The sequence below is a fragment of the Pseudomonas sp. 18058 genome, assembly GCF_902706155.1.
GTDB lineage: Bacteria > Pseudomonadota > Gammaproteobacteria > Pseudomonadales > Pseudomonadaceae > Aquipseudomonas > Aquipseudomonas rustica.
The window spans coordinates 40,916-61,560 of the sequence record NZ_CACSJY010000018.1; the positions used below are offsets into that span (position 1 = coordinate 40,916).

Sequence of the window (20,645 nt, forward strand, 5' to 3'; positions counted from 1 at the left end):
TGTCCTGAGCGATAAACAGCAGGAAGCTGAGCCCATCCCACACGCGGAATTGGTAATGAAAACTGCGCTGAAATGCTCGTTGTTGAGCCTTGGATTGCTGATTGCTGGCAATGCGTCGGCGCAGTTGCCGACGCTGGCCAGCTGCACACGTAGCGCTAATCTGCTGGCGTGCATCGATGCCGAGGGCAATGCGTATAGCGTCAACACTGTCGGCAATACGCTTTACCTGCGTGGATTTGAAAAGATTGGGCAGCGTTATTGGGCGCAAACCAACAGTCGCTTTGGCCAACTGACATTCTTCACCGGTGTCGCCTCTGATGGCGAAGCGTGGGTTGGCTACACCCGCCGCGTCGGCTGGACGACCATTAATCGCTTCTCCAGCTCGGGCGGCAGCAGTGCGAAATTCACCTGCAGCCGAATCGTCGGCTGCTAAACCTGCGCTTTCTGCTGCTCCTGTCGCCAGGCGAGATAGCTGTCGATCGGTGGATTTTTCTCAAAGTAGCGCTGTAATCCCTCAAACAAACCATCCGCCACGGCCTGTTGATGCCGCGCCGTGACCAGTCGCTGACTGTCGCGAACATTGGAAATGAAGCCGGTTTCCACCAGAATCGACGGCACATCGGGCGACTTCAACACGGCAAATCCAGCCTGTTCCACGCGCTTCTGATGCAGCGTGGTGATACCCGCCAAACTGCCCAGCACGGTGTTGCCCAGTTGCAGACTGGCGGCGATCGTCGCGTTCATCGACATGTCGAGAATCACCCCAGCGAGCATTGGATCTTTGTCTTTCAGATTGAGCAGACTGGTAGCGCCAAGTAGATCCGCGCCGTTCTCCCGCTGCGCCATAAAGCGTGCCGTCGCCGATGTCGCACCACCTTCAGACAAGCAATACACAGAGGCGCCGGAGGCTGTCAGCCGTGGCGCCGCATCGGCATGCACCGAGATAAACATGTCGGCTTTGTGCTGACGGGCAATCTCCACGCGCTTACGTAAAGGCACGAAGAAGTCGTCATTGCGCACCAGTTTTACGTCGAATCCTTTTTCCTTTTTCAGGCGTTTGGCGAGTAGCTGAGCGATGGAAAGCACCACATCTTTCTCCCGCTCACCTCTCGCGCCGACCGCACCGGGATCCTTTCCGCCATGCCCTGGATCGACGACTACGATGATGTCGCGCTTGGGGTGAGCGCCGATCTTGAGTGTTTCACGTGGAACCATTGGGCTTACTGGCGGCGTTTTCGCAGTGACTAAATCCAAAACCAACCGATGACTTTGGCCATCCTGCGGCGCCAAAAGGAAGCTGTTCAGCAGCACTGGATTACTCAGATCGAGAACAATCCGCGTGTCTCCCTGACCAAAAGGCCCGGATCGAATCGACCGGATTACCGTGCCATTCAACGCCAACTCGCTGAAATCCCCGCTCAGATTAGCGCCGGACACATCGATGATCAGCCGTTCCGGAGCACTGAGAGTGAAGGTTCTGTAGCGCACTGGCCCACTTAAATCGAAAACCAATCGCAGCTTTTCATCAGAACGCCAAAGCCGCGCGTTGCGAATTTGCGCGGCCGAAACACTGAACGGAAGGGCGAAGGCAGCGCTGGCCAAAATCAAATTGAGCAGATGGCGTCTGTGCATATGAAAACCTGTTCATGAAAAAGGCATCGTGGATTGCATTGTTATAATGTAACATTCAATTCATTCAACACGATGGTTCCGAACATGAATTCGCTGACACTTCCGGATATCGCCGCGCAGTCCGCTCGCCAAGCCTTGCCCCTCGAATGGGTGGGCATGCACGGCATCGCATTACCTGTTTTATTGGAAGGCCAACGCTTGAGTGCGAAAGCTGATGCGGGAGTGAGTCTGGATGACGGCGAGGCTCGCGGGATTCACATGTCACGCCTCTATCTGGCGCTGGAAGCGCTGGAACAGCAGAGCCTTTCCCCTGCTCTGCTGCACCAGGTGCTCAAACGTTTTCTGGATAGCCACGAAGGTTTATCCAACTGCGCCTACCTGAATATTCACACCGACTTGCTGCTGAAAAGGCCTGCATTAATCAGCCCATTGGCAGGTTGGAAATCCTATCCAGCGACCATTTCAGCCAGCCTGAAAAACAAGATGTTCCACGTGGAACTCAAAATTGAAGTGCCCTACTCTTCGACTTGCCCGTGTTCAGCAGCCTTGGCTCGACAGTTAATCCAGCAACAATTCGTCGACGACTTCGCCAATAAAGCCCTTCAGCACGCAGACATTCTGGCCTGGCTCGGCTCGACCCAAGGCATCATCGCCACGCCTCACAGCCAACGCAGCACCGCACAACTGCATGTGCACCTCGATGAATTCATCGACGAGTTACCGCTGAGCGCGATCATCAACGACGCCGAAGCGGCTCTCGGCACCGCCGTACAAACCGCCGTAAAACGCGCCGACGAACAAGCCTTCGCCCTCGCCAACGGGCAGAACCTGATGTTCTGCGAAGACGCCGCACGCCGATTGAATCTCGCACTTCGCCGTACACCCGGGGTTAACCAATTCCATTTGCGAGTGATCCACGCAGAAAGCCTTCACGCCCACGACGCCGTCGCCGAAAGCCACTGGCAGCGTGAGCAAGCATGATCCGCTGCCAATCCGTGAGCTGGGGCGCTCCCGGTCAACCGCTGACCACGCCCCTGAATCTTGAGCTGGAAAGCGCCAGCCTCACAGCCATCATCGGTGCCAACGGCTGTGGCAAAAGCAGCCTTCTGAAAGTCATCGCCGGGCTGCAAAAACCCTTGGCAGGCAAAGTCAGCCTGAGTGTTCCACGTCAAAGCGGCTTGTCGTTCCTGCCCCAACAACAGCACCTCGACCGCCAATTCCCCATCAGCCTCGAGGAACTGATCGCCGCCGGTTTCTGGGGACGCCGACTCTCCACCCAACTGCGCGCGCAACGCCTGAAAGACGCACTGGAAAACTGGCACCTCAGCGGACTCGAACACCGCCCACTAATGGCCCTCTCCGGCGGCGAATTACAGCGCGCCCTTCTCGCCCGATTGAGCCTGACCGACGCCCCGGTTCTGCTCCTCGACGAACCCCACGCCGCCCTCGATGAATTCGGCCAACAATTGCTCTGGCAACACATCCACGCCTGGCATAACCAAGGTCGAACCATCGTCGTGGTTTGCCATGACCTCGCCGCCGTACGCCAACACATTCCGCACACCTTGCTGATCAAAAACCGCGAATGCGTGTACGGCGCCAGCGTTGAACTGATCCAGCAAACCCCTCAGACGCAGGTGGCCTGATGCTCGCCGTCGCCCACTTATGGCAACCGTTCAACGAGTTCGTGTTCATGCGCCGCGCCCTGCTCGGCGGCCTGGTCTTGGCGTGCAGTACGGCACCACTCGGTGTGTTTTTGATCCTGCGACGGATGAGCCTGATCGGTGACGCCGTCGCCCACGGCATCCTTCCCGGCGCCGCGCTGGGATTCTGGTTCGCCGGCCTGAGCCTTCCCGCACTCACACTCGGCGGCCTCGGCGCCGGCCTGAGCATGGCCGGACTCGCCGCATGGATCACCCGCCGCACCGGTCTGCGCGAAGACGCCAGCCTTGCTGCGATCTACCCCATTTCTCTCGCCAGCGGCGTGCTGATTCTCGGCATCGCCGGCAAACGCCTCGACCTGCTTCATCTGCTGTTCGGCTCAGCATTGGCCGTCGACGGCCCGACCCTCACCGGCATGTTGTGGGTCTCTGGATTCAGCCTGATCGCCATGGCGTTGATCTACAAACCGCTGCTGCTCGACACCCTCGACCCACTGTTCCTGAGAACCGTCAGCCGCCTCGGCCCACTCGCCCACGGCGTGTTCCTGACGCTGGTGGTGCTCAATCTGGTGATCGGTTTCCAGGCCATCGGCGCGCTGATGGTCGTCGGACTGATGATGCTCCCCGCCGCTGCCTCGCGATTCTGGAGCCGCCGCTTACCGATCCTGATCGCCATCGCCGCCGTCATCGGTTGCCTCTCGGTGTGGTTCGGTTTGCTCCTGTCGTTCTACTACTCGCTGCCAAGCGGCCCAGCCATCGTGCTGGTCGCAGGCGTCGGCTATCTGTTGTCAGTGGTGTTCGGGCCGGTTCACGGTCTGCTGCGCCGCCCGCCCTTGCTCACATCCCAATGAGGTGTTTCCCGATGCGCGTTCTACTCGTGTTGTTCAGCCTGCTGTTGTCGATGTCATTGTCGGCGGCAGAAAAATTACCGGTGGTGACCAGCTTCAGCATTCTCGGCGACATGGTGCATCAGGTCGGCGGCGAGCATATCCAGATCACCAACATGGTCGGCCCGGACGCCGATGCGCACACTTACGAGCCGACACCGGACGACGCCAAAGCGTTGCTCGGCGCTAAACTGATCATCAAGAACGGCCTCGGTTTCGAGCCTTGGCTGGATCGACTGGTCACCAGCACCGAGACCAAAGCCACGGTCATCAGTGCCAGCCATGGCGTGATTCCACGCTCGCTGGATGAGGACGGCGAAACCGTTCCCGACCCGCACGCCTGGCACAATCTGGCGAACACCGAGTTGTACATCGCCAACATTACCAAAGCGCTGATCGCTGCCGACCCGGCGAACAAGGCCGACTACCAACGCAACAGCCAAGCCTATCTGAAGCAGATCTACGCCCTGCTCGCCGAAGCAAAAACCAAGCTTGGTTCGCTGCCGCCGGGCAATCGCAAGATTGTCACCAGCCACGATGCCTTCGGTTATCTCGGTCAGGCCTACGGCATCGACTTTTTGGCGCCACAGGGTTTGTCCACCGAGCGTGAACCCTCGGCCGCCGAAGTCGCTGCGCTGATCACCCAGATTCGTCAGGCCAAGGTCAAAGCGGTGTTCATGGAAAACATCAAGGACGCTCGCTTGCTCAAGCAGATCGCTGATGAAAGCGGCGCGCACATTGGCGGCACGTTGTACTCCGACGCCCTCGCTGCCAGCGGCCCGGCCAGCACCTTCACCGGCCTGTTCGAATACAACCTCAACACCCTTTACGACGCGCTGAGCAAACCATGATCCGCAAGAATCCTTCAGGTGATTTACCGCAAATCGCCGAGTCGGCTTACGTCGATAAAACCGCGATCATCTGCGGCAAAGTGGTGATTGGCGAGAACGTCTTCATCGGCCCCTACGCGGTGATCCGCGCCGACGAAGTGGACGCCTCAGGCGAGATGGAGCCGATCACCATCGGCGCCAATTCGAACATTCAGGACGGTGTGGTGATCCACTCAAAATCCGGTGCGGCGGTGACCATCGGCGAGTTCAGTTCCATCGCCCACCGCTCGATCGTGCATGGCCCATGCGTGGTCGGCGACCGCGTGTTCATCGGTTTCAACAGCGTGCTGTTCAACTGCATCGTCGGCAACGGCTGTGTGGTACGGCACAACTCGGTGGTCGATGGTCGCGATTTGCCGGACGCGTTCTACGTGCCCTCCACAACCCGCATCGGCCCGAACACCGACCTCTCCTTATTCCCACCGGTGAGCGTCAGCGCTTCGGAGTTTTCCGAAGACGTGGCGCGCACCAATGTCGATCTGGTGCGCGGCTACAAAGCCTTGCAGAACGAGTTCTGAAACCATGAGCAGCGTGCTGATTCGCAACGCCAGGCTGGTCAACGAAGGACGCGAGTTTGACGGCGATCTGTTGGTCAGCAACGGGCGCATCGTCAAAATTGCGCGAAGCATTGAAGGTGAAAACGCCTCAGTGGAAATCGACGCCAATGGCCAATGGTTACTGCCGGGGATGATCGATGATCAGGTGCATTTCCGTGAACCGGGTGCGCCGGCCAAGGGCAGCATTCACACCGAGTCGCGCGCGGCGGTCGCCGGTGGCATCACCAGCTTCATGGACATGCCCAACACCAACCCGGCCACCCTCACCCTCGAAGCACTGGCGGATAAAAAGCGTCGGGCGGCGATCAACTCGGTGGCCAACTATGGCTTTCACTTTGGCGTGAGTCGGGACAATTTCGATACGGTGGCTGCGCTCAATCCGTGTGAAGTGGCCGGGGTGAAAGTGTTCATGGGCGCGTCGACCGGCAACATGCTGGTGGATGATCCGCAGATCCTTGAGCGACTGTTCGCCGAAGTGCCGACCATCCTGCTGGCGCACTGCGAACACACACCGAGCATCGACGCCAACGCGGCCAATCTCCGCGAGCTGTTCGGGGATCGTATTCCGCCCGCCGCTCACCCGCTCATTCGCAATGCCGAGGCGTGTTATCGATCCTCATCACTGGCGGTGGAATTGGCGAAACGTCACGGCACACGCCTGCATGTTTTGCACCTGACCACGGCGCGAGAGTTGGCGTTGTTTGAGGACAAACCGTTGGCGCAGAAACGCATCACCGCTGAAGTGTGTCTGCATCATTTGTTGTTCGATGATCGCGACTATCCAAGCCTCGGCAACCTGATCAAGTGCAACCCGGCGATCAAGAGTCAGAACAATCGTGATGCTTTGCGGGAGGCTTTGAACAGCAATCGATTGGACGTTATTGGCAGCGATCATGCACCGCATACCTGGGAAGAAAAGCAGCGGCCTTACGCACAGGCGCCGTCGGGATTGCCACTGGTGCAGCATGCGTTGCCGGCGCTGATGGAGTTGGTGGCGGATGGGGTTTTGCCGGTCACGACGTTAGTGGCGAAGACCAGCCATCGCGTCGCGGATCTGTTTGCGATTCCGGATCGTGGCTATTTGCGTGAAGGGTATTGGGCGGATCTGGTGTTGGTTGAAGCGCAGAGGCTGGAGGTCGATCGGCAGCCGATTCTGTCACAGTGCGGATGGACGCCGTTTGCCGGGCGCAGCTTTCGGCATCGGGTGAATGCGACGATTGTGTCGGGGCAGATTGCGTGGCGGGAGGGACGGGTGAACGAGGGGTGTCGCGGGCTAGCGCTGAGGTTTATGCGCTGACTGTCAGGACGCCTTCGCGAGCAAGCCCGCTCCCACACTTGGAATGCATTCCAATGTGGGAGTGGGCTTGCTCACGAAGCTTTTAAGCTCTTGGTTTTACAGCGCCGCAATCCTGGCCGAGCCAGACAGCGCGGGTTTCCAAGCTGCCCTTCTGGTTGATCCCGATCGCATTGAACGTGCCGTTCGCCACCGTGGTGAATTCACGATCACTGAGGAACGTCGCCACGCCGGTGCCCTGTGCTTTCGGGCAGCTGAAGCGGAATTTCCATTGGTTGCCGGTGCGATCGGTGATCTGCTGTTTGCAGCCCGATTGCGGGTCGGCCAATGGAATGTCGTTGGTCGCCACCTGCTCTGGCGTCAGGCAGGCGCGGATGCCTTTGCCGCCGATATTGATGCCGTTTTTCTCCAACGCCGCGCGCTGTTGCGGGGTCATCTGCCCTTGCAGTTGACCGAGGATCGATTGCACATCCATAGGCTGGTCATCGACCTTGACGTTGCTCGATGTCATTTCCCACAGACCCGGCTGCAGCATCTGCGCCTGAGCAACCACCGGCAAAGCCAAACCCAGACCCAGCGCCAAACCCAGCAGACGAACGTTCATCGAAAAACTCCTGATCAGTAGTGGCCGTTAGACGTCGGCCGGTTGCTTCGGTTCATGCACCAATTAAATAGCGACAATCGCGACAGAACATGGTCTGTTAAGCATTGAATCTTCCGGAGCAAGGCTGCCCCATGGATTATTTTGGACCGCACATTTTCGGTTACCTGATCGCCCTGATACACACCCTCGGCTTGATCGCCGCTCTTCACGCGGTGCTCACCGTGCGCACGGCTCAAGGCTCGATCGCCTGGGCATTGTCGCTGATCTTTATTCCCTACCTCACGCTAATTCCGTACCTGGTGTTCGGCCGCAGCACGTTTGATGGTTACATCAAGGCGCGGCGCCAGGCCAACGAACAAATGCGTCAGGCCATTTCCGAGCTGAACTGGCGCCCTTGGGTGGAAGAAGCCCTGACTGCACGCGCCTCGAATGCTTACGCCTCACTGCGGGCGATGCCCAAGCTTGGGCGCATGCCGTGTCTGGCGAACAACGAAGTGCAGTTGCTGATCAACGGCACGGCGACATTCGAGTCGATTTTCCACGCCATCGAGCAGGCGAAGGAAGCGGTGCTGATCCAGTTTTTCATCATCCACGATGACCGCCTCGGCCAGCGCCTGCGTGATCTGCTGCTGAAGAAAGCTGCCGATGGCGTGACCATTCACCTGCTCTACGACCGCATCGGCAGCCACGCCCTGCCCCACAGTTATGTGCAGGCGCTGCGTGATGGCGGTGTCGAGGTCAAAGCTTTCGCCACGCGCAGCGGCTGGCTCAACCGCTTTCAGGTCAACTTCCGTAACCACCGCAAGATCGTCGTAGTCGATGGCGTGGTCGGTTTCGTCGGCGGGCACAACGTCGGCGATGAATACATGGGCGAAAAACCACCGCTGGCACCGTGGCGCGATACCCACGTCAAAGTCCGCGGCCCGGTGGTGGCGTGCATGCAGGAATCGTTTGCCGAAGACTGGTTCTGGGCCGCACGCACCCTGCCGCCGCTGATCCTGCCGGATGAATACCCCGAAGACGGCGTGCTCTGCCAATTGCTCGCCAGCGGCCCGGCCGATGCGTACGAAACCTGCTCGCTGTTTTTCGTCGAAGCGATCCATGCGGCGACAGAACGGGTGTGGATCACCAGCCCGTATTTCATCCCCGATGAAGCGGTTTTCGCCGCGTTAAGACTGGCGGTGTTGCGCGGTGTCGATGTGCGTTTGCTGCTGCCTTCGCGCCCCGACCACCGCATCGTCTACGCCGCGTCCAGCCTTTATGCCTTCGAAGCGGTGCGCGCCGGCGTGCGGGTGTTCCGTTACCGTCCAGGGTTTCTGCATCAGAAAGTGGTGTTGATCGACAGCGAAATCAGCGCGATCGGCAGCGCCAATCTGGACAACCGTTCGTTCCGGCTGAATTTCGAAGTGATGTTGCTGACGGTCGACAGTGCGTTCGCCGCCGACGTGGAACAGATGCTCAACGACGACTTCGCGCAGTCTGATGAAGTCGCCAAAGAAGAAAGCCGGGAGATCCACCGCCTGCAACAACTTGGCATGCGGATCGCCCGGCTTATTTCACCGATTCTCTAAAAGCCCCCCTCTCCCTAAGAAGAGGAAAAGGTTCAGGGGTTATAGATGTCGTCGCGTGTCCATGGCAGTTCGTGGCTGCCATCCGGATGCGCTTTCACCGCGAGAATCTGGTGCAGATTGATCCAGCCGCGCGCGAAGGCGTAAGCACAGCCGGCCAGGTACAAACGCCAGATGCGCAGCGCCTGATCCGGCACCAGTTTGCCCGCAGCTTCAAGGTTGTCCTCGAGCCGTTCGCTCCAGTGATCCAGTGTGCGCGCGTAGTGCAGGCGCAGGCTTTCGACGTCGACAATCTCCAGCCCCGCTTCGCTGATCTCCGCCGAGATCATCGACAGGTGCGGCAGCTCGCCGTTGGGGAATACGTATTTCTCAATAAAGTCGCCGGCGCCGCGTCCCACCGGACGGCCGTCGGTATGTTTGGCGGTGATGCCATGGTTCATCACCAGACCGCCCTCCTTCACCGCGCCGAAGAGGGTTTTGCAGTACTCGGCGAGATTGGCGTGGCCAACGTGCTCGAACATGCCGACGCTGACCACCTTATCGAAACGGCCATCCTGCGGCAGGTCGCGATAGTCGAGCAGTTGCAGTTCGACTTGGTCTTCGAGGCCCTCGGCTTTTACTCGCTCGCGCGCCAGTTCCAGTTGTTCTTTGCTCAAGGTGATGCCGAAGACTTTCGCGCCGAATTCGCGTGCGGCAAAACGTGCCAGCCCACCCCAACCGCAACCGACATCCAACAGGTATTCGCCCGGCTGCAAACGCAGCTTGCGGCATAAATGACGGAATTTGGCTTGTTGCGCCTGCTCGAGGGTTTCGCTGCCCGTTTCGAAATACGCGCAGGAATACGCCATGTCGCTGTCCAGCCAGAGCTGGTAGAACGCGTTGGACAGGTCGTAGTGGTAGGAAATGGCTTTGGCGTCGGTTTCCTTGTCGTGCAAGGCCCGCACCGGCTGATTGTCGTCATCGTCACCGAGCAACGCGTTACTCAATTCGTCGCAGACCCGGATGACCTCGCTGATCGAGCCCTCCAGTTCGAGCTTGCCTTCAACGAAGGCCGCTCCGAGCGCATCGAGGCTGGGATGGGTGAACTGGGTGACCATCTGCGGGTCCTTGACCACGATGGTGACGCTGGGCGCCGGCCCCAGATTGAACTCATGGCCGTCCCAGAGTCGCAAGCGAAGCGGTAGCTGCAAATTCTGTAAGGCCGGTGGAAGTTGCGCGAGCATGGAAAATCCCCCTTGTTTCAGACCGTCAGATCTGAGGGTAGACCATCCTAGAAAAATAGCAGGCTATCGATTTAATTAGCCAAAACTATCGTTGCAGACGCTCCAGCAAGCCATCCTGAACCCACTGTTTCAACCACGTAACCGCTTGCAGCGGCGCGCCCTCACCATAGATGACTGCTAACGCTTCGCACAGTTCGGAGAAACTCCAGCCTTCGTTTAACAACCCATTCAGCGCATTCGCTTCAGCGCTGTCCACACTGCGGTAGTTGCAGACCAAGTCGTGACGCCAGATCACGCAGACCTGGGGTGTTTCGAGTGCCACGCTGTGCGGGAAATCCGCTTCATCCTTTACCGAGCGCCAAATCGCGACGCTATTGAATTCACACGCCAGCCATTGCAGCGAAGGCGTCGGTTTGAACTGCAAGGTCGACCACTCTTCCGGCGCCAGCATCGCCATCGCATTGATCGTCAGCGGCGCGCCGGCCGGTGAATCAAACGCCAGGGTGAACGCCCATTCGAGTGCGGCCAGTTCCGCCAGCGGCGCGCTTTGCTCGGGCACAAGATGCTCGCGGATAAACGCTTCAAAACCTTTACCCAGCCAACGCAGACTGTAATGCGCCGACGGATAGTGGCGAATGTACGCGGTGGCGAGCAGATCGAATTCTTCATCGCCCATCCAATAATGAATAGCCGGGAAATCGTGGGTCAGCACTTCCAGCAAACGCGCCGCGTAAGCGTTGTGATAAATCGCCAGGCCAGTACCGATGTCGAGCGTCGGCCCGCCGATCAGGCTGTCGGCCAAGGCGCGATCGGCCGGCGCGGCATCCAGCAGAAACGCTTCAAACGCCAGTTGCCATTCCTTCAAGCGCATTGCTGTCTCCCGGCCAGAACCGTGTCACCCAACTCGCGGGCCTTGTGCAGTTCGGCGAGCAGTTCTTCGAACGGCGGGAAATGATCGTCGCGTTCCAGCAACGTCGCCACCGGGCCGATGTGTTCCAGCGTGCGTTGATACAGCGCCCAGACCGGATCGCTCACCGGATGGTCATGGGTATCGATGACGTAATCACCGTAGTCGTTGTGTCCTGCCAGATGCAGTTGACGTACTTTTTCTGCCGGCAAACCTTGAATGAACGCCCAAGGATCGAAGCCGTGATTGCGCGAACTGACGTAGACATTATTAACGTCGAGCAATAACTCGCAGCCGCTCTCCCGGCTCAGGGCCGCAAGAAACTCCCATTCGCTGAACTCGTCCGACGCGGCGCGCACGTAACTGGAGACGTTCTCCAGCACCAGCGGCCGCTGCAAGACATCTTGAACCTGCGCCACACGGCCGGCGATGTATTCAAGGCTTTCTGCGGTATAGGGAAGCGGCAACAAGTCGTGCAACTGATGGGCGTTGCCACGACTCCAGCACAGGTGATCGGAGACCCATGCCGGTTTGACCCGGTCGGCCAGTTGCTTGAGTTGTTTGAGATAGTCCGGATCGAGGGCATGCGGCCCACCGATGGACAAGGACACACCATGCATCACCAGCGGATAGCGCTCGGCGATGGCGTCCAGGTAGTACAGAGCCTTGCCACCCTGCACCATGAAATTTTCGGAGACCACTTCAAACCAGTCGACGTCCGGCGACTGTTCGAGGATCTGCTGATAATAAGCGCTGCGTAAACCGAGGCCGTAACCCAGGAAAGGAAGCGAAGCTGACATGTCGGACTCCTGCTAAAAGTGGCCGCAGTGGCGTGAACCACTGCGGCGGCACTTGCGGTCAGTTATTCGCCGACCTTGCCACCTGCTTTTTCGCAAGCCGCTTGAGTCATGGCCTTGAAGCCCATGCCTTTGCAAGTGCCCAGACCTTTGCAGGCGTGATCTTTGGTCTTGCAGTCGTTCTGGCCTTTGCAGGCATTGACGCCATAGCAGTGAACGTTGGCATCAGCAGCCGTAGCGGTAGTCGAAACACCAGCAAACATCGTAGCAGCGGCAAAAGCGAGAGCAGCACCAGCAGCAGCGGTCTTGATAGTCATTTTTGTTATCCTCGGTCATCGTCAGGGATGTCGGCTGAACGGTTTGTTCAGTCCCGACATAGCACTAGAGAGAGCGACCAGGATGGCGTTACAACACGAGCAAAATTAATTTCAGATCTCTTCCTTGAGCTTGAGCAGTGGTTCCTGAAAGCGCAGCAAGCGCCCGGCATTACCCAACACCAGCAGCGTACTGAGGTTATGCAACAGCGCCGCGATCATCGCTCCGGCGGCACCCAACCAACCGAATGCGGCGAACACAACGATGGCCAGCGTCCAGCCCAGACCGATGACCACGTTGACTTGCAATGTTCGTCGACACTGGCGACTGAGGCGTACACAGGTTCCGAGCCGGCGCAAATCGCTGCCGATCAGCACGATGTCAGCCGAGGCCAACGCGATATCCGCACCGCCCGCGCCCATCGCCACACCGACCACGCCGGCCTTGAGTGCCAGCGAATCGTTGATGCCGTCACCCACCACCATCGGCCGGAAACCGTTGCCGATTTCCTTAAGCACACGATTGAGTTTGTCCTCAGGTAAGGCCTGGGCTTGAACCTCTTGCAAACCAACATCACGCGCCAAAGTCTGAGCGACACTCTGCCGATCACCGGTCAGCAACAGTTGCCGACCCAAGCCCAATTCGCGCAACTCGCTGAGGGCAAAACGCGCCTCCGGTTTGACGCTGTCAGCCAGCAACAACCACGCAAGAAATTCACCGTTCAAGGACAACCCGGCAATCGGGCCGTCGTGCTCGGGAACGGTCGTAGTAATGATGCCCAATTGCGCGAACAACTCCGGTCGCCCCAGCGCCGCCTCGCCCTGCTCCGTCATGGCGACCACACCCAGGCCCTGACGCTCGTGTATTTCACTCAGGGCGACGGAGTTATCCTGACTGACCAACCCCGCCAGCGCTCGACTCACCGGATGACTGCTTGCCGCACCAAGACTGGCAGCCAGTGCGGTAATCGCGGAGGTGTCTGCGAGTGAGCTGTCGATCGACTGCAAACGCAACGTGCCGTAAGTCAGCGTGCCGGTCTTGTCGACGACCAGCGAGGTCAGATCAGCCAGTTCTTCAAGAAATGCCGAACTGCGGATCAGAATCCCGTGCCGCGCCGCCACCGCGACACCGGCAATCGCCGTCGCCGGGGCGGACAACACCAACGCGCACGGACACGCCGCGACCAACACCGCGAGCATCGCCTGCGCATCGTTGGTGACGAACCAGGTCACCGCCGCCAGCAACAACACCAGCACCATGTAGCTGCCGGCATAACGCTCGAGCAAACGAGTGATCGGTGGTTTCGAACGCTCGGCGTTTTGCATCAGGGCGATGACTTTGCCGAGGGTCGATTCATCGCCGGTGCGAGTCACTTCAATACGCAGCAGCCCATCAAGATTGATCGCGCCGCCGAACACCGTCATGCCAACCCCAGCCTCCACCGGCACCGACTCGCCGGTAATCGAAGCGGTATCGAGACTGGCCTGGCCTGACAATACCCGACCATCCGCCGGCACCCGATCACCGGCGCGCACCTCAACGGTGTCGCCAGATTTCAGCGTGCCGTTGTCCACTTCGAGGATCGAACCATCGGCCTGAACCTTGCGCGCGTGACTGCGCGTCAGTTGGCCGAGCGCATGGATCGCTTCTTGCGAACCGATGACACTGCGCTCTTCCAGCACGTGGCCGAAGATCATGATGATCGGCAACAGCGCCGCCGTGAGCAGATCACCAGTCGCCCAGGCGCCGAGCATGGCCAAGGCAATCAGTTGATCGGTGATGCCGTGCAGGCTTGGATAACGCAGGCTGTACCACGCCGAACGCATCACCGGCACGGCGACTAATAAAGAAGCAAAACCGAGCAGCAACTGACTGACACCGGTTTGCTCCGGCACCAGCCAACGCCAGATCAAACCGAGACCGAGCAAGCCCAGCGCAAGCATCGCGAGGGTCAATTGCCGGGCGGCGCGGCGTTGTTCGGCCGAGGACAACAGGCTCGGGGCGGCGGTCGTCGCAGTCATTTACTGGCTCCCTGAATGATCAGGCGGGAATCGTCTTTCGGATCGACCGTGGTCACCGATCCGGCCTGGCCGAGAATCTTCGGCATGCGCTCGCGGTACAGGCGCAAGAGCATTTGCGGGTCGGTGCTGCTGGCCAGACTCGACACCGTGGCGGTGTCGGCCGAGGCTTTGGCCAGGCGTTCACCCGCCTGAGCGTGAGCCACTTGCAGCGTGCGGTCGGCTTGTTCGTTGGCGGTCTGGGTGAGTTTCTCGGCGTCGGTGCGCGCGTTGGCCACGGCTTTATCGGCTTGCTGACTGGCAGTCAGCACGGCGTTGAACGCACTTACGGCAGGGTCAGGCAGACTCGATTGCACATCAACCCGCGCCACTTCGATACCGATGCCCTGCCCGCTCGCCTTCAACTCGGCGAGGCGTTTGTTGATGCCTTGCACCAGATCACCGCGCAGCCTTTCACGGCGTTCGGCGGCTTGATTGTAAGCGCCGATCAACTCTGGGCGCGCGACAAGAATAGTGTCGAGATCGCGCGCGGCCGTGAGTGCAACGGCGCTGCGGGTGACCAAACGATCCAGTGCGGGCAGCACATGATCGGCCTGCAAGACGAAGTCGTAAGGGTCGGTGACTTTGTAAAAAACCCGCACATCCAGTTGCACCACGCCGGCATCACCGGTCAATAAATAACCAGACCCGGCCAGCGCATCGCTCAGCGGTGTGGCGAACGAAGCGACGCGATCAGCCTTCAGCGCCTCATCACTGCGCAACAGGTTTTCCACTCGGCGTTCGATGACTCGATCCGCTGCGGGCAACAAAATCACCTGTTCGAATGGCTGCGGCCAGGCCAACAACAGACCGGCGTTCTGTACGCGATCCAGCGCGCCGAAGTGCAAAACCACGGCGCGATTCTGCGGGTCGATCTGCCGCACGTTAGAGAATGCCCACGCCAATGCGGCCAAGACCGTTACCGCATACAGGGCAAAAAATGCCAAACGACCGGCCTGAATCCACGGACTGTTTAGCGAATGTGTTCCACGTGGAACTTCTTCATTCATGGCTGCGATCCGGATTTGCTGTCGAGTGTCGGCGGGCCGTCAACCAGTACGCGGAATGGCGCGGCGTCGGTGCGCAGAATGAGTTTGGTGTCCGGCGTGACGATGGTGCCGAGGGTGTCCAGCGAGCGCAGCAAGTTGTACAGCTGCGGAGAACTGGCGTAGGCACGGCCGTAAATCTGCGCGGCTTCGACGCGAGATTGCGCTTCGATTTCTGCGGCTTTCACGGTGGCGTCAGCCTGGACAATTCGCGCATCGCGTTCGGCAGCGGAACGGATTTGCGCCGCTTCGCGTTTGCCGATCGCCGTGCGTTCGGTGGCAATTGTTTCACGCTCGGCGCGCATGCGATCGACCGTGGCAGTGAGCGTTACCGAAGGCAAGGTCAAACGCTCGATGCCGACTTGCACGACACGCACGCCATAGGTCGCCAGCAATTGCTGATCAATCTGCTGACGCAACTGCGCTTCGAAGTCAGCGATATGCACTTGGCTGGCATCGGTGTTGACCAGATTCGCCAGATCGAAACTGCTCGCAGTGGTTTCCAGCGCCGAGCCAACGAAGGTGCGAATCTGCCGCGCCGCTTCGTCGGGCTGGTTTTGCACTGCGCGCATGAAACGCTGCACGTTGTCCGGGTCGCCCTGCACCTGCCACGCCACGTAGGCCTGAACAATGATGCGCAAACCGTCGCGGGTACCGACATCCTGCAAGCCGCTGGAGGTAGTGCGCAGACGTAGGTCCACCGGAATCGCCGCTTCGAATGGCGCCGGCCAGCGCCAGCTCAAACCCGGTTCAAGCAATACCCGCGATGGATTACCGAAGCGAGTAATGACCGTGGCTTCACCGGAGCGCACTTGCACCAGGCTCGCCGCGGCAATTGCGAACGCCACCAGCAAGACTGCCCAGCCCATGCGCCGCCACGGGAAAGGCCCCGCCTCTTCCGGCGCACCGTGGTGATGATGCCCATGATGATGGTGGTGTCCGCCGTGGCCGTGATCGTGGCCGCTGGGATCATGCAGTTCGTGCGTGTGCGACTGGCTCAATGGGCGACTCCTGGTTGAGCGGTGGTGCGCGCGGGCGTCGGGTCAGCCGGCAGCGTGAAGGTACGCAGGTCGATGGTCGGCGCATTGCTGCTGCCACCGAGGCGATGATCGAGTACCAGCAATTTGGCTTTGCTCAGGCCTTGGCTGAGCTGCGCGAGGTATTGCTCCAGCACAAAGGCCTGGCCGGCACTGGCGTAGGCTTTTTGTTCGGCGCTGAATTTCAGATCCGCCGCTTGCGCCGTGGCACTGGTTTCGCGGGCGTTGGCGCTGGCCTGATCGCGAGCGAGGCTGGCCTGCAATTGCGCCTGATTACTCGCTTCGGCCGCAGCGCCACGCTCGCGGGAGATCAACGCCTGGGCGCCGATCTGCGCCGCTTGCACCGCGTGATAAGCATTGGCGGCACCGGCCGGCGGGTGAATGGCTTCAACCACTGTGGCGAGAATCTCGACGCCACTGTTGAGTTGTTGCAGATCACTTTGCACCGCGCGACCGATCTCCTCGCCCAGCCCTACCCGGTCTTCACCGAGCAAACCGTCGAGCGTACGCGAAGCAAAGTCGTGCACCAGAATCCGGCTGGCGGTGCTGCGGATCAGCGTTGGCACATCAGCGCTGTTGTACGTCGCGGCCAGCGCCGCCTGATCAGTCAGGCCGATGCGATAGACGAAGCGCACGTCCATGTTGACGATTTGAAAGCTCTGCTGATCGCCACGGCTGCTGGCGATCACTTGCGACTTGTCGTTGACGTGACTGGCGTCCCACAAACGGTTGGCCGTCATCGGTGCCGGGCCTTCAGCGGGATCGGCTTGCAGTGGCGCCGGGTTTTCGCCGACGCTGGTTGCCAACTCATGCACCACGCCGTTTTCGACGATCAACACGCGACCCAGCGGCCACGGCAAACCAGTGTGCAAACCGGGGCCGAACACCTGCACCGGTTTGCCGAAACGCTCATAAATGCCCCGACCCTGCAGGGGGATTTCGTGGATGCCGGTGAGCAACCAACCCACCGCTGCGACCAGCGCCAGCACCGGCAGAAACGCTCGGCGCATGTAACTGAACGCCCAGATCTGACGCAAATCGATGCCAAAACGGTTGTGCAATTCATGCTGCAACGCGAGCAACGGTTGCGGTGGCCAACGCAGCATGTCGGCGACGAAACTGCGCGCCAGTAGCGTCGGTTCGAGCTGTTCGCGGCGTGGGCTGAAGACCGAGAGTACCGCGCGCAATAGCAGCTCGATCGCGACCAATCCCGGCAAGATGCCGATGAGTACTGCCACGCGAACCGGCCAAACCGTGTTCTCGCCAGCGAACAATAAACACAGCGCGCCGAGCACCAGACTGATGATCGCCACGCGCGTCAGTTGCGCCAGTGCTCCCGCTTCTGGCCATTGCGCTGGATTCTCCTGAGCGAGTTGCCGCTCCAGCACCAGCAAACCAAACGTCAGCAGCAACGCCAACGTCGCACCGACGGAGGCGGACACTCCAACGGCAGCGGCGGGCAACGTCAGGTTCCACACCTGTTCGATGCTCAGCGCCACCAGCAACGCCCAACCGCCCAACCACAGCGTCGCTGCACCGATCTGGCCAAGCACATGCAAACCGCGCTGACTGAGGCGATCGAGCAGGCGCTCGTACCAACCTTCCGGCGCAATCGCTTCATCGTCGGCAGTCGGCGTCAGCACAACAGGATTGATCACCCGCGCGCGCCATTGCGTCACCCACCATGCCGATTGCAGCCCGGCGACCAGCACCAGCAACGCCGCGCTCTGATTGACCAGCAGCGGCAGCCACAATGACTGCGGCGCAAACAACCCGACGAAAAACGCCGACAACCAGCCCGCCCCGGCCAATCCGCCAAGGCCCAACGCCCAACGCCGCAGTCGCCTGCCCTGCATGGCCGCCTGCTGAAAACGCGGCAGTCCGGTCACTTGCGTGCCATCCACCTCCAGATCAACTTGCATATCACCCCAAAATCATTGGCTCGCGGTTCATATCGTTACGATATAACGAAAAGCGTGAAATATTCGTACACAATTACCCGTATTCAAAGATGCTCAACCTGTCGCTTGCCTGAAGCCTTGACCGAAATGTCTGGAAACACACATATTACGTTCGTAATTTTTATCGACAGCTACTTTTAGCGATCCGCATCCATTCATCAGGAGCAAGCGCATGAGCAACTATGACGTAGTGATTCTGGGCGGCGGCCCCGGTGGTTATAACGCGGCGATCCGCGCCGGCCAGTTGGGCCTCAAGGCCGCTTGCGTCGAAGGTCGGGCGACCCTCGGCGGCACCTGCCTGAACGTCGGTTGCATGCCGTCCAAAGCCCTGTTGCACGCCTCGGAGCTGTACGACGCGGCGATGGGTGCGGAATTCGCCAACCTCGGCATCGAAGTCAAACCGACGCTGAACCTCGCGCAAATGATGAAACAGAAAGACGAAAGCGTGACCGCCCTGACCAAAGGCATCGAGTTTCTCTTTCGCAAGAACAAAGTCGACTGGATCAAGGGCTGGGGCCACATCGATGGGCCGGGCAAGGTCACGGTGACTGACGATCAGGGCAATAAGGTCGAGCTGACTGCCAAAGACATCATCATCGCCACCGGCTCCGAGCCCACTCCCCTGCCCGGCGTCGAGATCGACAACAAGCGCATCCTCGATTCAACGGGCGCGCTGTCGCTGAGCGAAGTGCCAAAACATCTGGTGGTGATCGGTGCCGGCGTGATTGGCCTGGAGTTGGGTTCGGTGTGGCGGCGACTCGGCGCGCAAGTGACCGTGGTCGAATACCTCGACCGCATCTGCCCCGGTGTTGATGCCGAAGCCGGCAAAACCCTGCAACGCTCGCTGAGCAAACAGGGCATCGCCTTCAAGTTGAGTTCGAAAGTCACCAGCGCGACGACTTCGGAGAACGGCGTGCAGCTCAGCGTTGAGCCGGCGGCGGGCGGCACGGCGGAACTGCTCGAAGCCGATTACGTGCTGGTGGCGATTGGTCGTCGTCCGTACACCCAAGGCCTGGGCCTGGAAAACGTCGGCCTTAGCACCGACAAGCGCGGCATGCTCGCCAATAAACAGCATCGCACCGAAGCGGCTGGCGTCTGGGTGATTGGCGACGTGACGTCCGGGCCGATGCTCGCGCACAAGGCTGAGGATGAAGCGATGGCCTGCGTCGAGCAGATCCACGGCAAGGCCGGCGAAGTCAATTACGACCTGATACCCAACGTCATCTACACCAAACCGGAACTGGCCAGCGTCGGCAAGACCGAAGAGCAACTCAAGGCTGAGGGTCGCGCGTACAAGGTCGGCAAATTCCCGTTCACCGCCAACAGCCGGGCGAAGATCAACCATGAGACCGAGGGCTTTGCCAAAGTCCTCGCCGATGAACGTACGGACGAAGTGCTCGGCGTGCATCTTGTGGGGCCGAGCGTGAGTGAGATGATTGGTGAGTTTTGTGTGGCGATGGAATTCAGTGCCTCGGCGGAAGACATTGCCTTGACCTGTCATCCGCACCCGACACGTTCGGAAGCGTTGCGCCAGGCGGCGATGAATGTCGAGGGGATGGCGACGCAGATGTAGAAGATCAAAAGATCGCAGCCTTCGGCAGCTCCTACATGAAATGCGCCCCCTGTAGGAGCTGCCGAAGGCTGCGATCTTTGCTTGTCAGGTCGGAAGATGTCCCAAAGGCAAAGCCCCCGGTGTCTTCACCGTGTGAATCGCGAAGTTGCTGCGGATGTCACTCACCCCCGGCAACTTCAACAGGCAGCCGCTGAGAAAGCGGTCATACGCGCGCAGATCCGGCACCACCACTTGCAGCAGAAAATCCGATTCCCCCGACACCAGGAATGCTGAAATCACCTCCGGCAATGCCGTCACCGCTGCATAGAACGCCTCGGCCTGTTCGTCGTTGTGGCGTTCGACCTTAACCCCGACAAACACCGTCAGCCCCAACCCGACTTCATCGCGATCAAGATTGGCCTGATAGCCGCGAATCACCCCCGCCTCTTCCAGCATGCGCACCCGGCGCAAACACGGCGAGGCCGACAGACCGATTTCATCGGCCAGCTCGACGTTGCTCAGGCGCCCGTCCCGTTGCAGGGCGGCGAGGATTTTGCGGTCGAAGGCATCCAGTTTCATGTTTGGCAGATCCCGATAGTTATCGCGCATAAAGCTAGCAGGTTATGCCAATTGCAGAAGCTTTTGAAGCCGACTACG

The 20,645-nt window shown here is 59.8% G+C and carries 20 protein-coding genes; 9 read left to right on the plus strand and 11 right to left on the minus strand.

Features of this window, described 5'->3' with window-relative positions:
- Positions 1 to 55: 55 nt before the first annotated feature.
- The gene (locus GVL50_RS12250; protein WP_159813209.1) at positions 56 to 433 is read left to right on the plus strand and encodes a glutamine synthetase; all 378 of its coding nucleotides are present in this window, start codon (positions 56 to 58) and stop codon (positions 431 to 433) included.
- Here GVL50_RS12250 and GVL50_RS12255 read toward each other — a convergent pair.
- Positions 430 to 1,632 carry an N-acetylmuramoyl-L-alanine amidase gene (locus tag GVL50_RS12255; RefSeq protein ID WP_159813211.1) on the minus strand — a complete coding sequence of 401 codons (1,203 nt, stop codon included), beginning with the start codon at positions 1,630 to 1,632 and terminating at the stop codon, positions 430 to 432. The genes GVL50_RS12250 and GVL50_RS12255 overlap by 4 nt on opposite strands.
- An 84-nt stretch (positions 1,633 to 1,716) precedes the next feature.
- On the opposite strand from GVL50_RS12255, the gene folE2 reads away from it, so the two are divergent.
- The 6 genes from folE2 to GVL50_RS12285 are packed head-to-tail and all read left to right on the plus strand — an operon-like array spanning position 1,717 to position 6,924.
- The gene (folE2, locus tag GVL50_RS12260) at positions 1,717 to 2,613 is read left to right on the plus strand and encodes a GTP cyclohydrolase FolE2 (protein WP_159813213.1); all 897 of its coding nucleotides are present in this window, start codon (positions 1,717 to 1,719) and stop codon (positions 2,611 to 2,613) included.
- The gene (locus GVL50_RS12265; RefSeq protein WP_159813215.1) at positions 2,610 to 3,278 is read left to right on the plus strand and encodes a metal ABC transporter ATP-binding protein; all 669 of its coding nucleotides are present in this window, start codon (positions 2,610 to 2,612) and stop codon (positions 3,276 to 3,278) included. The genes folE2 and GVL50_RS12265 overlap by 4 nt, the downstream gene beginning before the upstream one ends.
- A complete protein-coding gene (locus GVL50_RS12270) occupies positions 3,278 to 4,144 on the plus strand; it encodes a metal ABC transporter permease (RefSeq protein ID WP_159813217.1) in 867 nt (288 codons plus the stop codon). The genes GVL50_RS12265 and GVL50_RS12270 overlap by 1 nt, the downstream gene beginning before the upstream one ends.
- 11 nt (positions 4,145 to 4,155) lie before the next feature.
- On the plus strand, positions 4,156 to 5,031 hold the full coding sequence (locus GVL50_RS12275; RefSeq protein WP_159813219.1) for a metal ABC transporter substrate-binding protein: 876 nt from the start codon (positions 4,156 to 4,158) through the stop codon (positions 5,029 to 5,031).
- Entirely contained in the window at positions 5,028 to 5,588 is a 561-nt protein-coding gene (locus GVL50_RS12280; RefSeq protein ID WP_159813221.1) for a carbonate dehydratase, read from the plus strand. The genes GVL50_RS12275 and GVL50_RS12280 overlap by 4 nt, the downstream gene beginning before the upstream one ends.
- A 4-nt stretch (positions 5,589 to 5,592) precedes the next feature.
- The gene (locus GVL50_RS12285) at positions 5,593 to 6,924 is read left to right on the plus strand and encodes a dihydroorotase (protein ID WP_159813223.1); all 1,332 of its coding nucleotides are present in this window, start codon (positions 5,593 to 5,595) and stop codon (positions 6,922 to 6,924) included.
- An 82-nt stretch (positions 6,925 to 7,006) separates the two neighbouring features.
- Here the strand turns inward: GVL50_RS12285 and GVL50_RS12290 are convergent, their stop codons facing one another.
- A complete protein-coding gene (locus tag GVL50_RS12290; protein ID WP_034152149.1) occupies positions 7,007 to 7,525 on the minus strand; it encodes a DUF3617 domain-containing protein in 519 nt (172 codons plus the stop codon).
- Between the two features lie 131 nt (positions 7,526 to 7,656).
- Between GVL50_RS12290 and cls the strand changes: the two genes are divergently transcribed.
- Positions 7,657 to 9,096, plus strand: a complete 1,440-nt coding sequence (gene cls / locus GVL50_RS12295) for a cardiolipin synthase (protein ID WP_053125224.1) — start codon at positions 7,657 to 7,659, stop codon at positions 9,094 to 9,096.
- A gap of 32 nt (positions 9,097 to 9,128) precedes the next feature.
- Here cls and cfaB read toward each other — a convergent pair whose 3' ends face one another.
- The 8 genes from cfaB to hflK (GVL50_RS12335) all read right to left on the minus strand — a co-directional run bounded on the left by cfaB (position 9,129) and on the right by hflK (GVL50_RS12335) (position 18,397).
- A complete protein-coding gene (gene cfaB, locus GVL50_RS12300; protein ID WP_159813225.1) occupies positions 9,129 to 10,316 on the minus strand; it encodes a C17 cyclopropane fatty acid synthase CfaB in 1,188 nt (395 codons plus the stop codon).
- Positions 10,317 to 10,401: 85 nt separating this feature from the next.
- The gene (locus GVL50_RS12305) at positions 10,402 to 11,187 is read right to left on the minus strand and encodes a DNA-binding domain-containing protein (protein WP_159813227.1); all 786 of its coding nucleotides are present in this window, start codon (positions 11,185 to 11,187) and stop codon (positions 10,402 to 10,404) included.
- Entirely contained in the window at positions 11,178 to 12,023 is an 846-nt protein-coding gene (locus GVL50_RS12310) for a DUF692 domain-containing protein (protein WP_159813229.1), read from the minus strand. Before GVL50_RS12310 ends, GVL50_RS12305 begins: the two co-directional genes overlap by 10 nt.
- Before the next feature lie 62 nt (positions 12,024 to 12,085).
- On the minus strand, positions 12,086 to 12,337 hold the full coding sequence (locus GVL50_RS12315; protein WP_053125233.1) for a hypothetical protein: 252 nt from the start codon (positions 12,335 to 12,337) through the stop codon (positions 12,086 to 12,088).
- A 111-nt stretch (positions 12,338 to 12,448) separates the two neighbouring features.
- Positions 12,449 to 14,356 carry a heavy metal translocating P-type ATPase gene (locus GVL50_RS12320; protein ID WP_159813231.1) on the minus strand — a complete coding sequence of 636 codons (1,908 nt, stop codon included), beginning with the start codon at positions 14,354 to 14,356 and terminating at the stop codon, positions 12,449 to 12,451.
- Positions 14,353 to 15,402: a protease modulator HflK gene (hflK, locus tag GVL50_RS12325; RefSeq protein ID WP_159813233.1), complete on the minus strand. Its 1,050-nt coding sequence runs from the start codon at positions 15,400 to 15,402 to the stop codon at positions 14,353 to 14,355. Before hflK (GVL50_RS12325) ends, GVL50_RS12320 begins: the two co-directional genes overlap by 4 nt.
- Positions 15,399 to 16,439, minus strand: coding sequence for a protease modulator HflC (gene hflC / locus GVL50_RS12330; RefSeq protein WP_159813235.1), 1,041 nt, complete (start codon positions 16,437 to 16,439; stop codon positions 15,399 to 15,401). Before hflC ends, hflK (GVL50_RS12325) begins: the two co-directional genes overlap by 4 nt.
- Positions 16,436 to 18,397, minus strand: a complete 1,962-nt coding sequence (gene hflK / locus GVL50_RS12335; protein WP_159813237.1) for a protease modulator HflK — start codon at positions 18,395 to 18,397, stop codon at positions 16,436 to 16,438. The genes hflC and hflK (GVL50_RS12335) overlap by 4 nt, the downstream gene beginning before the upstream one ends.
- A 211-nt stretch (positions 18,398 to 18,608) precedes the next feature.
- Between hflK (GVL50_RS12335) and lpdA the strand changes: the two genes are divergently transcribed.
- Positions 18,609 to 20,009, plus strand: a complete 1,401-nt coding sequence (gene lpdA, locus GVL50_RS12340) for a dihydrolipoyl dehydrogenase (RefSeq protein ID WP_159813239.1) — start codon at positions 18,609 to 18,611, stop codon at positions 20,007 to 20,009.
- Positions 20,010 to 20,093: 84 nt separating this feature from the next.
- Here lpdA and GVL50_RS12345 read toward each other — a convergent pair whose 3' ends face one another.
- A complete protein-coding gene (locus tag GVL50_RS12345; RefSeq protein ID WP_159813241.1) occupies positions 20,094 to 20,567 on the minus strand; it encodes an Lrp/AsnC family transcriptional regulator in 474 nt (157 codons plus the stop codon).
- Between the last annotated feature and the right edge of the window lie 78 nt (positions 20,568 to 20,645).

What these genes read in the sequence shown, in the direction of transcription:
- folE2 (WP_159813213.1), top strand. Translation starts at nt 1,717, where the DNA reads ATGAATTCGCTGACACTTCCGGATATCGCCGCGCAGTCCGCTCGCCAA.
- GVL50_RS12250 (WP_159813209.1), top strand. Translation starts at nt 56, where the DNA reads ATGAAAACTGCGCTGAAATGCTCGTTGTTGAGCCTTGGATTGCTGATT.
- GVL50_RS12285 (WP_159813223.1), top strand. Translation starts at nt 5,593, where the DNA reads ATGAGCAGCGTGCTGATTCGCAACGCCAGGCTGGTCAACGAAGGACGC.
- hflK (WP_159813233.1), bottom strand. Translation starts at nt 15,402, where the DNA reads ATGAATGAAGAAGTTCCACGTGGAACACATTCGCTAAACAGTCCGTGG.
- GVL50_RS12280 (WP_159813221.1), top strand. Translation starts at nt 5,028, where the DNA reads ATGATCCGCAAGAATCCTTCAGGTGATTTACCGCAAATCGCCGAGTCG.
- cls (WP_053125224.1), top strand. Translation starts at nt 7,657, where the DNA reads ATGGATTATTTTGGACCGCACATTTTCGGTTACCTGATCGCCCTGATA.
- cfaB (WP_159813225.1), bottom strand. Translation starts at nt 10,316, where the DNA reads ATGCTCGCGCAACTTCCACCGGCCTTACAGAATTTGCAGCTACCGCTT.
- GVL50_RS12345 (WP_159813241.1), bottom strand. Translation starts at nt 20,567, where the DNA reads ATGAAACTGGATGCCTTCGACCGCAAAATCCTCGCCGCCCTGCAACGG.
- GVL50_RS12315 (WP_053125233.1), bottom strand. Translation starts at nt 12,337, where the DNA reads ATGACTATCAAGACCGCTGCTGCTGGTGCTGCTCTCGCTTTTGCCGCT.
- GVL50_RS12290 (WP_034152149.1), bottom strand. Translation starts at nt 7,525, where the DNA reads ATGAACGTTCGTCTGCTGGGTTTGGCGCTGGGTCTGGGTTTGGCTTTG.
- GVL50_RS12310 (WP_159813229.1), bottom strand. Translation starts at nt 12,023, where the DNA reads ATGTCAGCTTCGCTTCCTTTCCTGGGTTACGGCCTCGGTTTACGCAGC.
- GVL50_RS12320 (WP_159813231.1), bottom strand. Translation starts at nt 14,356, where the DNA reads ATGACTGCGACGACCGCCGCCCCGAGCCTGTTGTCCTCGGCCGAACAA.
- hflK (WP_159813237.1), bottom strand. Translation starts at nt 18,397, where the DNA reads ATGCAAGTTGATCTGGAGGTGGATGGCACGCAAGTGACCGGACTGCCG.
- GVL50_RS12270 (WP_159813217.1), top strand. Translation starts at nt 3,278, where the DNA reads ATGCTCGCCGTCGCCCACTTATGGCAACCGTTCAACGAGTTCGTGTTC.
- lpdA (WP_159813239.1), top strand. Translation starts at nt 18,609, where the DNA reads ATGAGCAACTATGACGTAGTGATTCTGGGCGGCGGCCCCGGTGGTTAT.
- GVL50_RS12305 (WP_159813227.1), bottom strand. Translation starts at nt 11,187, where the DNA reads ATGCGCTTGAAGGAATGGCAACTGGCGTTTGAAGCGTTTCTGCTGGAT.
- GVL50_RS12275 (WP_159813219.1), top strand. Translation starts at nt 4,156, where the DNA reads ATGCGCGTTCTACTCGTGTTGTTCAGCCTGCTGTTGTCGATGTCATTG.
- GVL50_RS12265 (WP_159813215.1), top strand. Translation starts at nt 2,610, where the DNA reads ATGATCCGCTGCCAATCCGTGAGCTGGGGCGCTCCCGGTCAACCGCTG.
- GVL50_RS12255 (WP_159813211.1), bottom strand. Translation starts at nt 1,632, where the DNA reads ATGCACAGACGCCATCTGCTCAATTTGATTTTGGCCAGCGCTGCCTTC.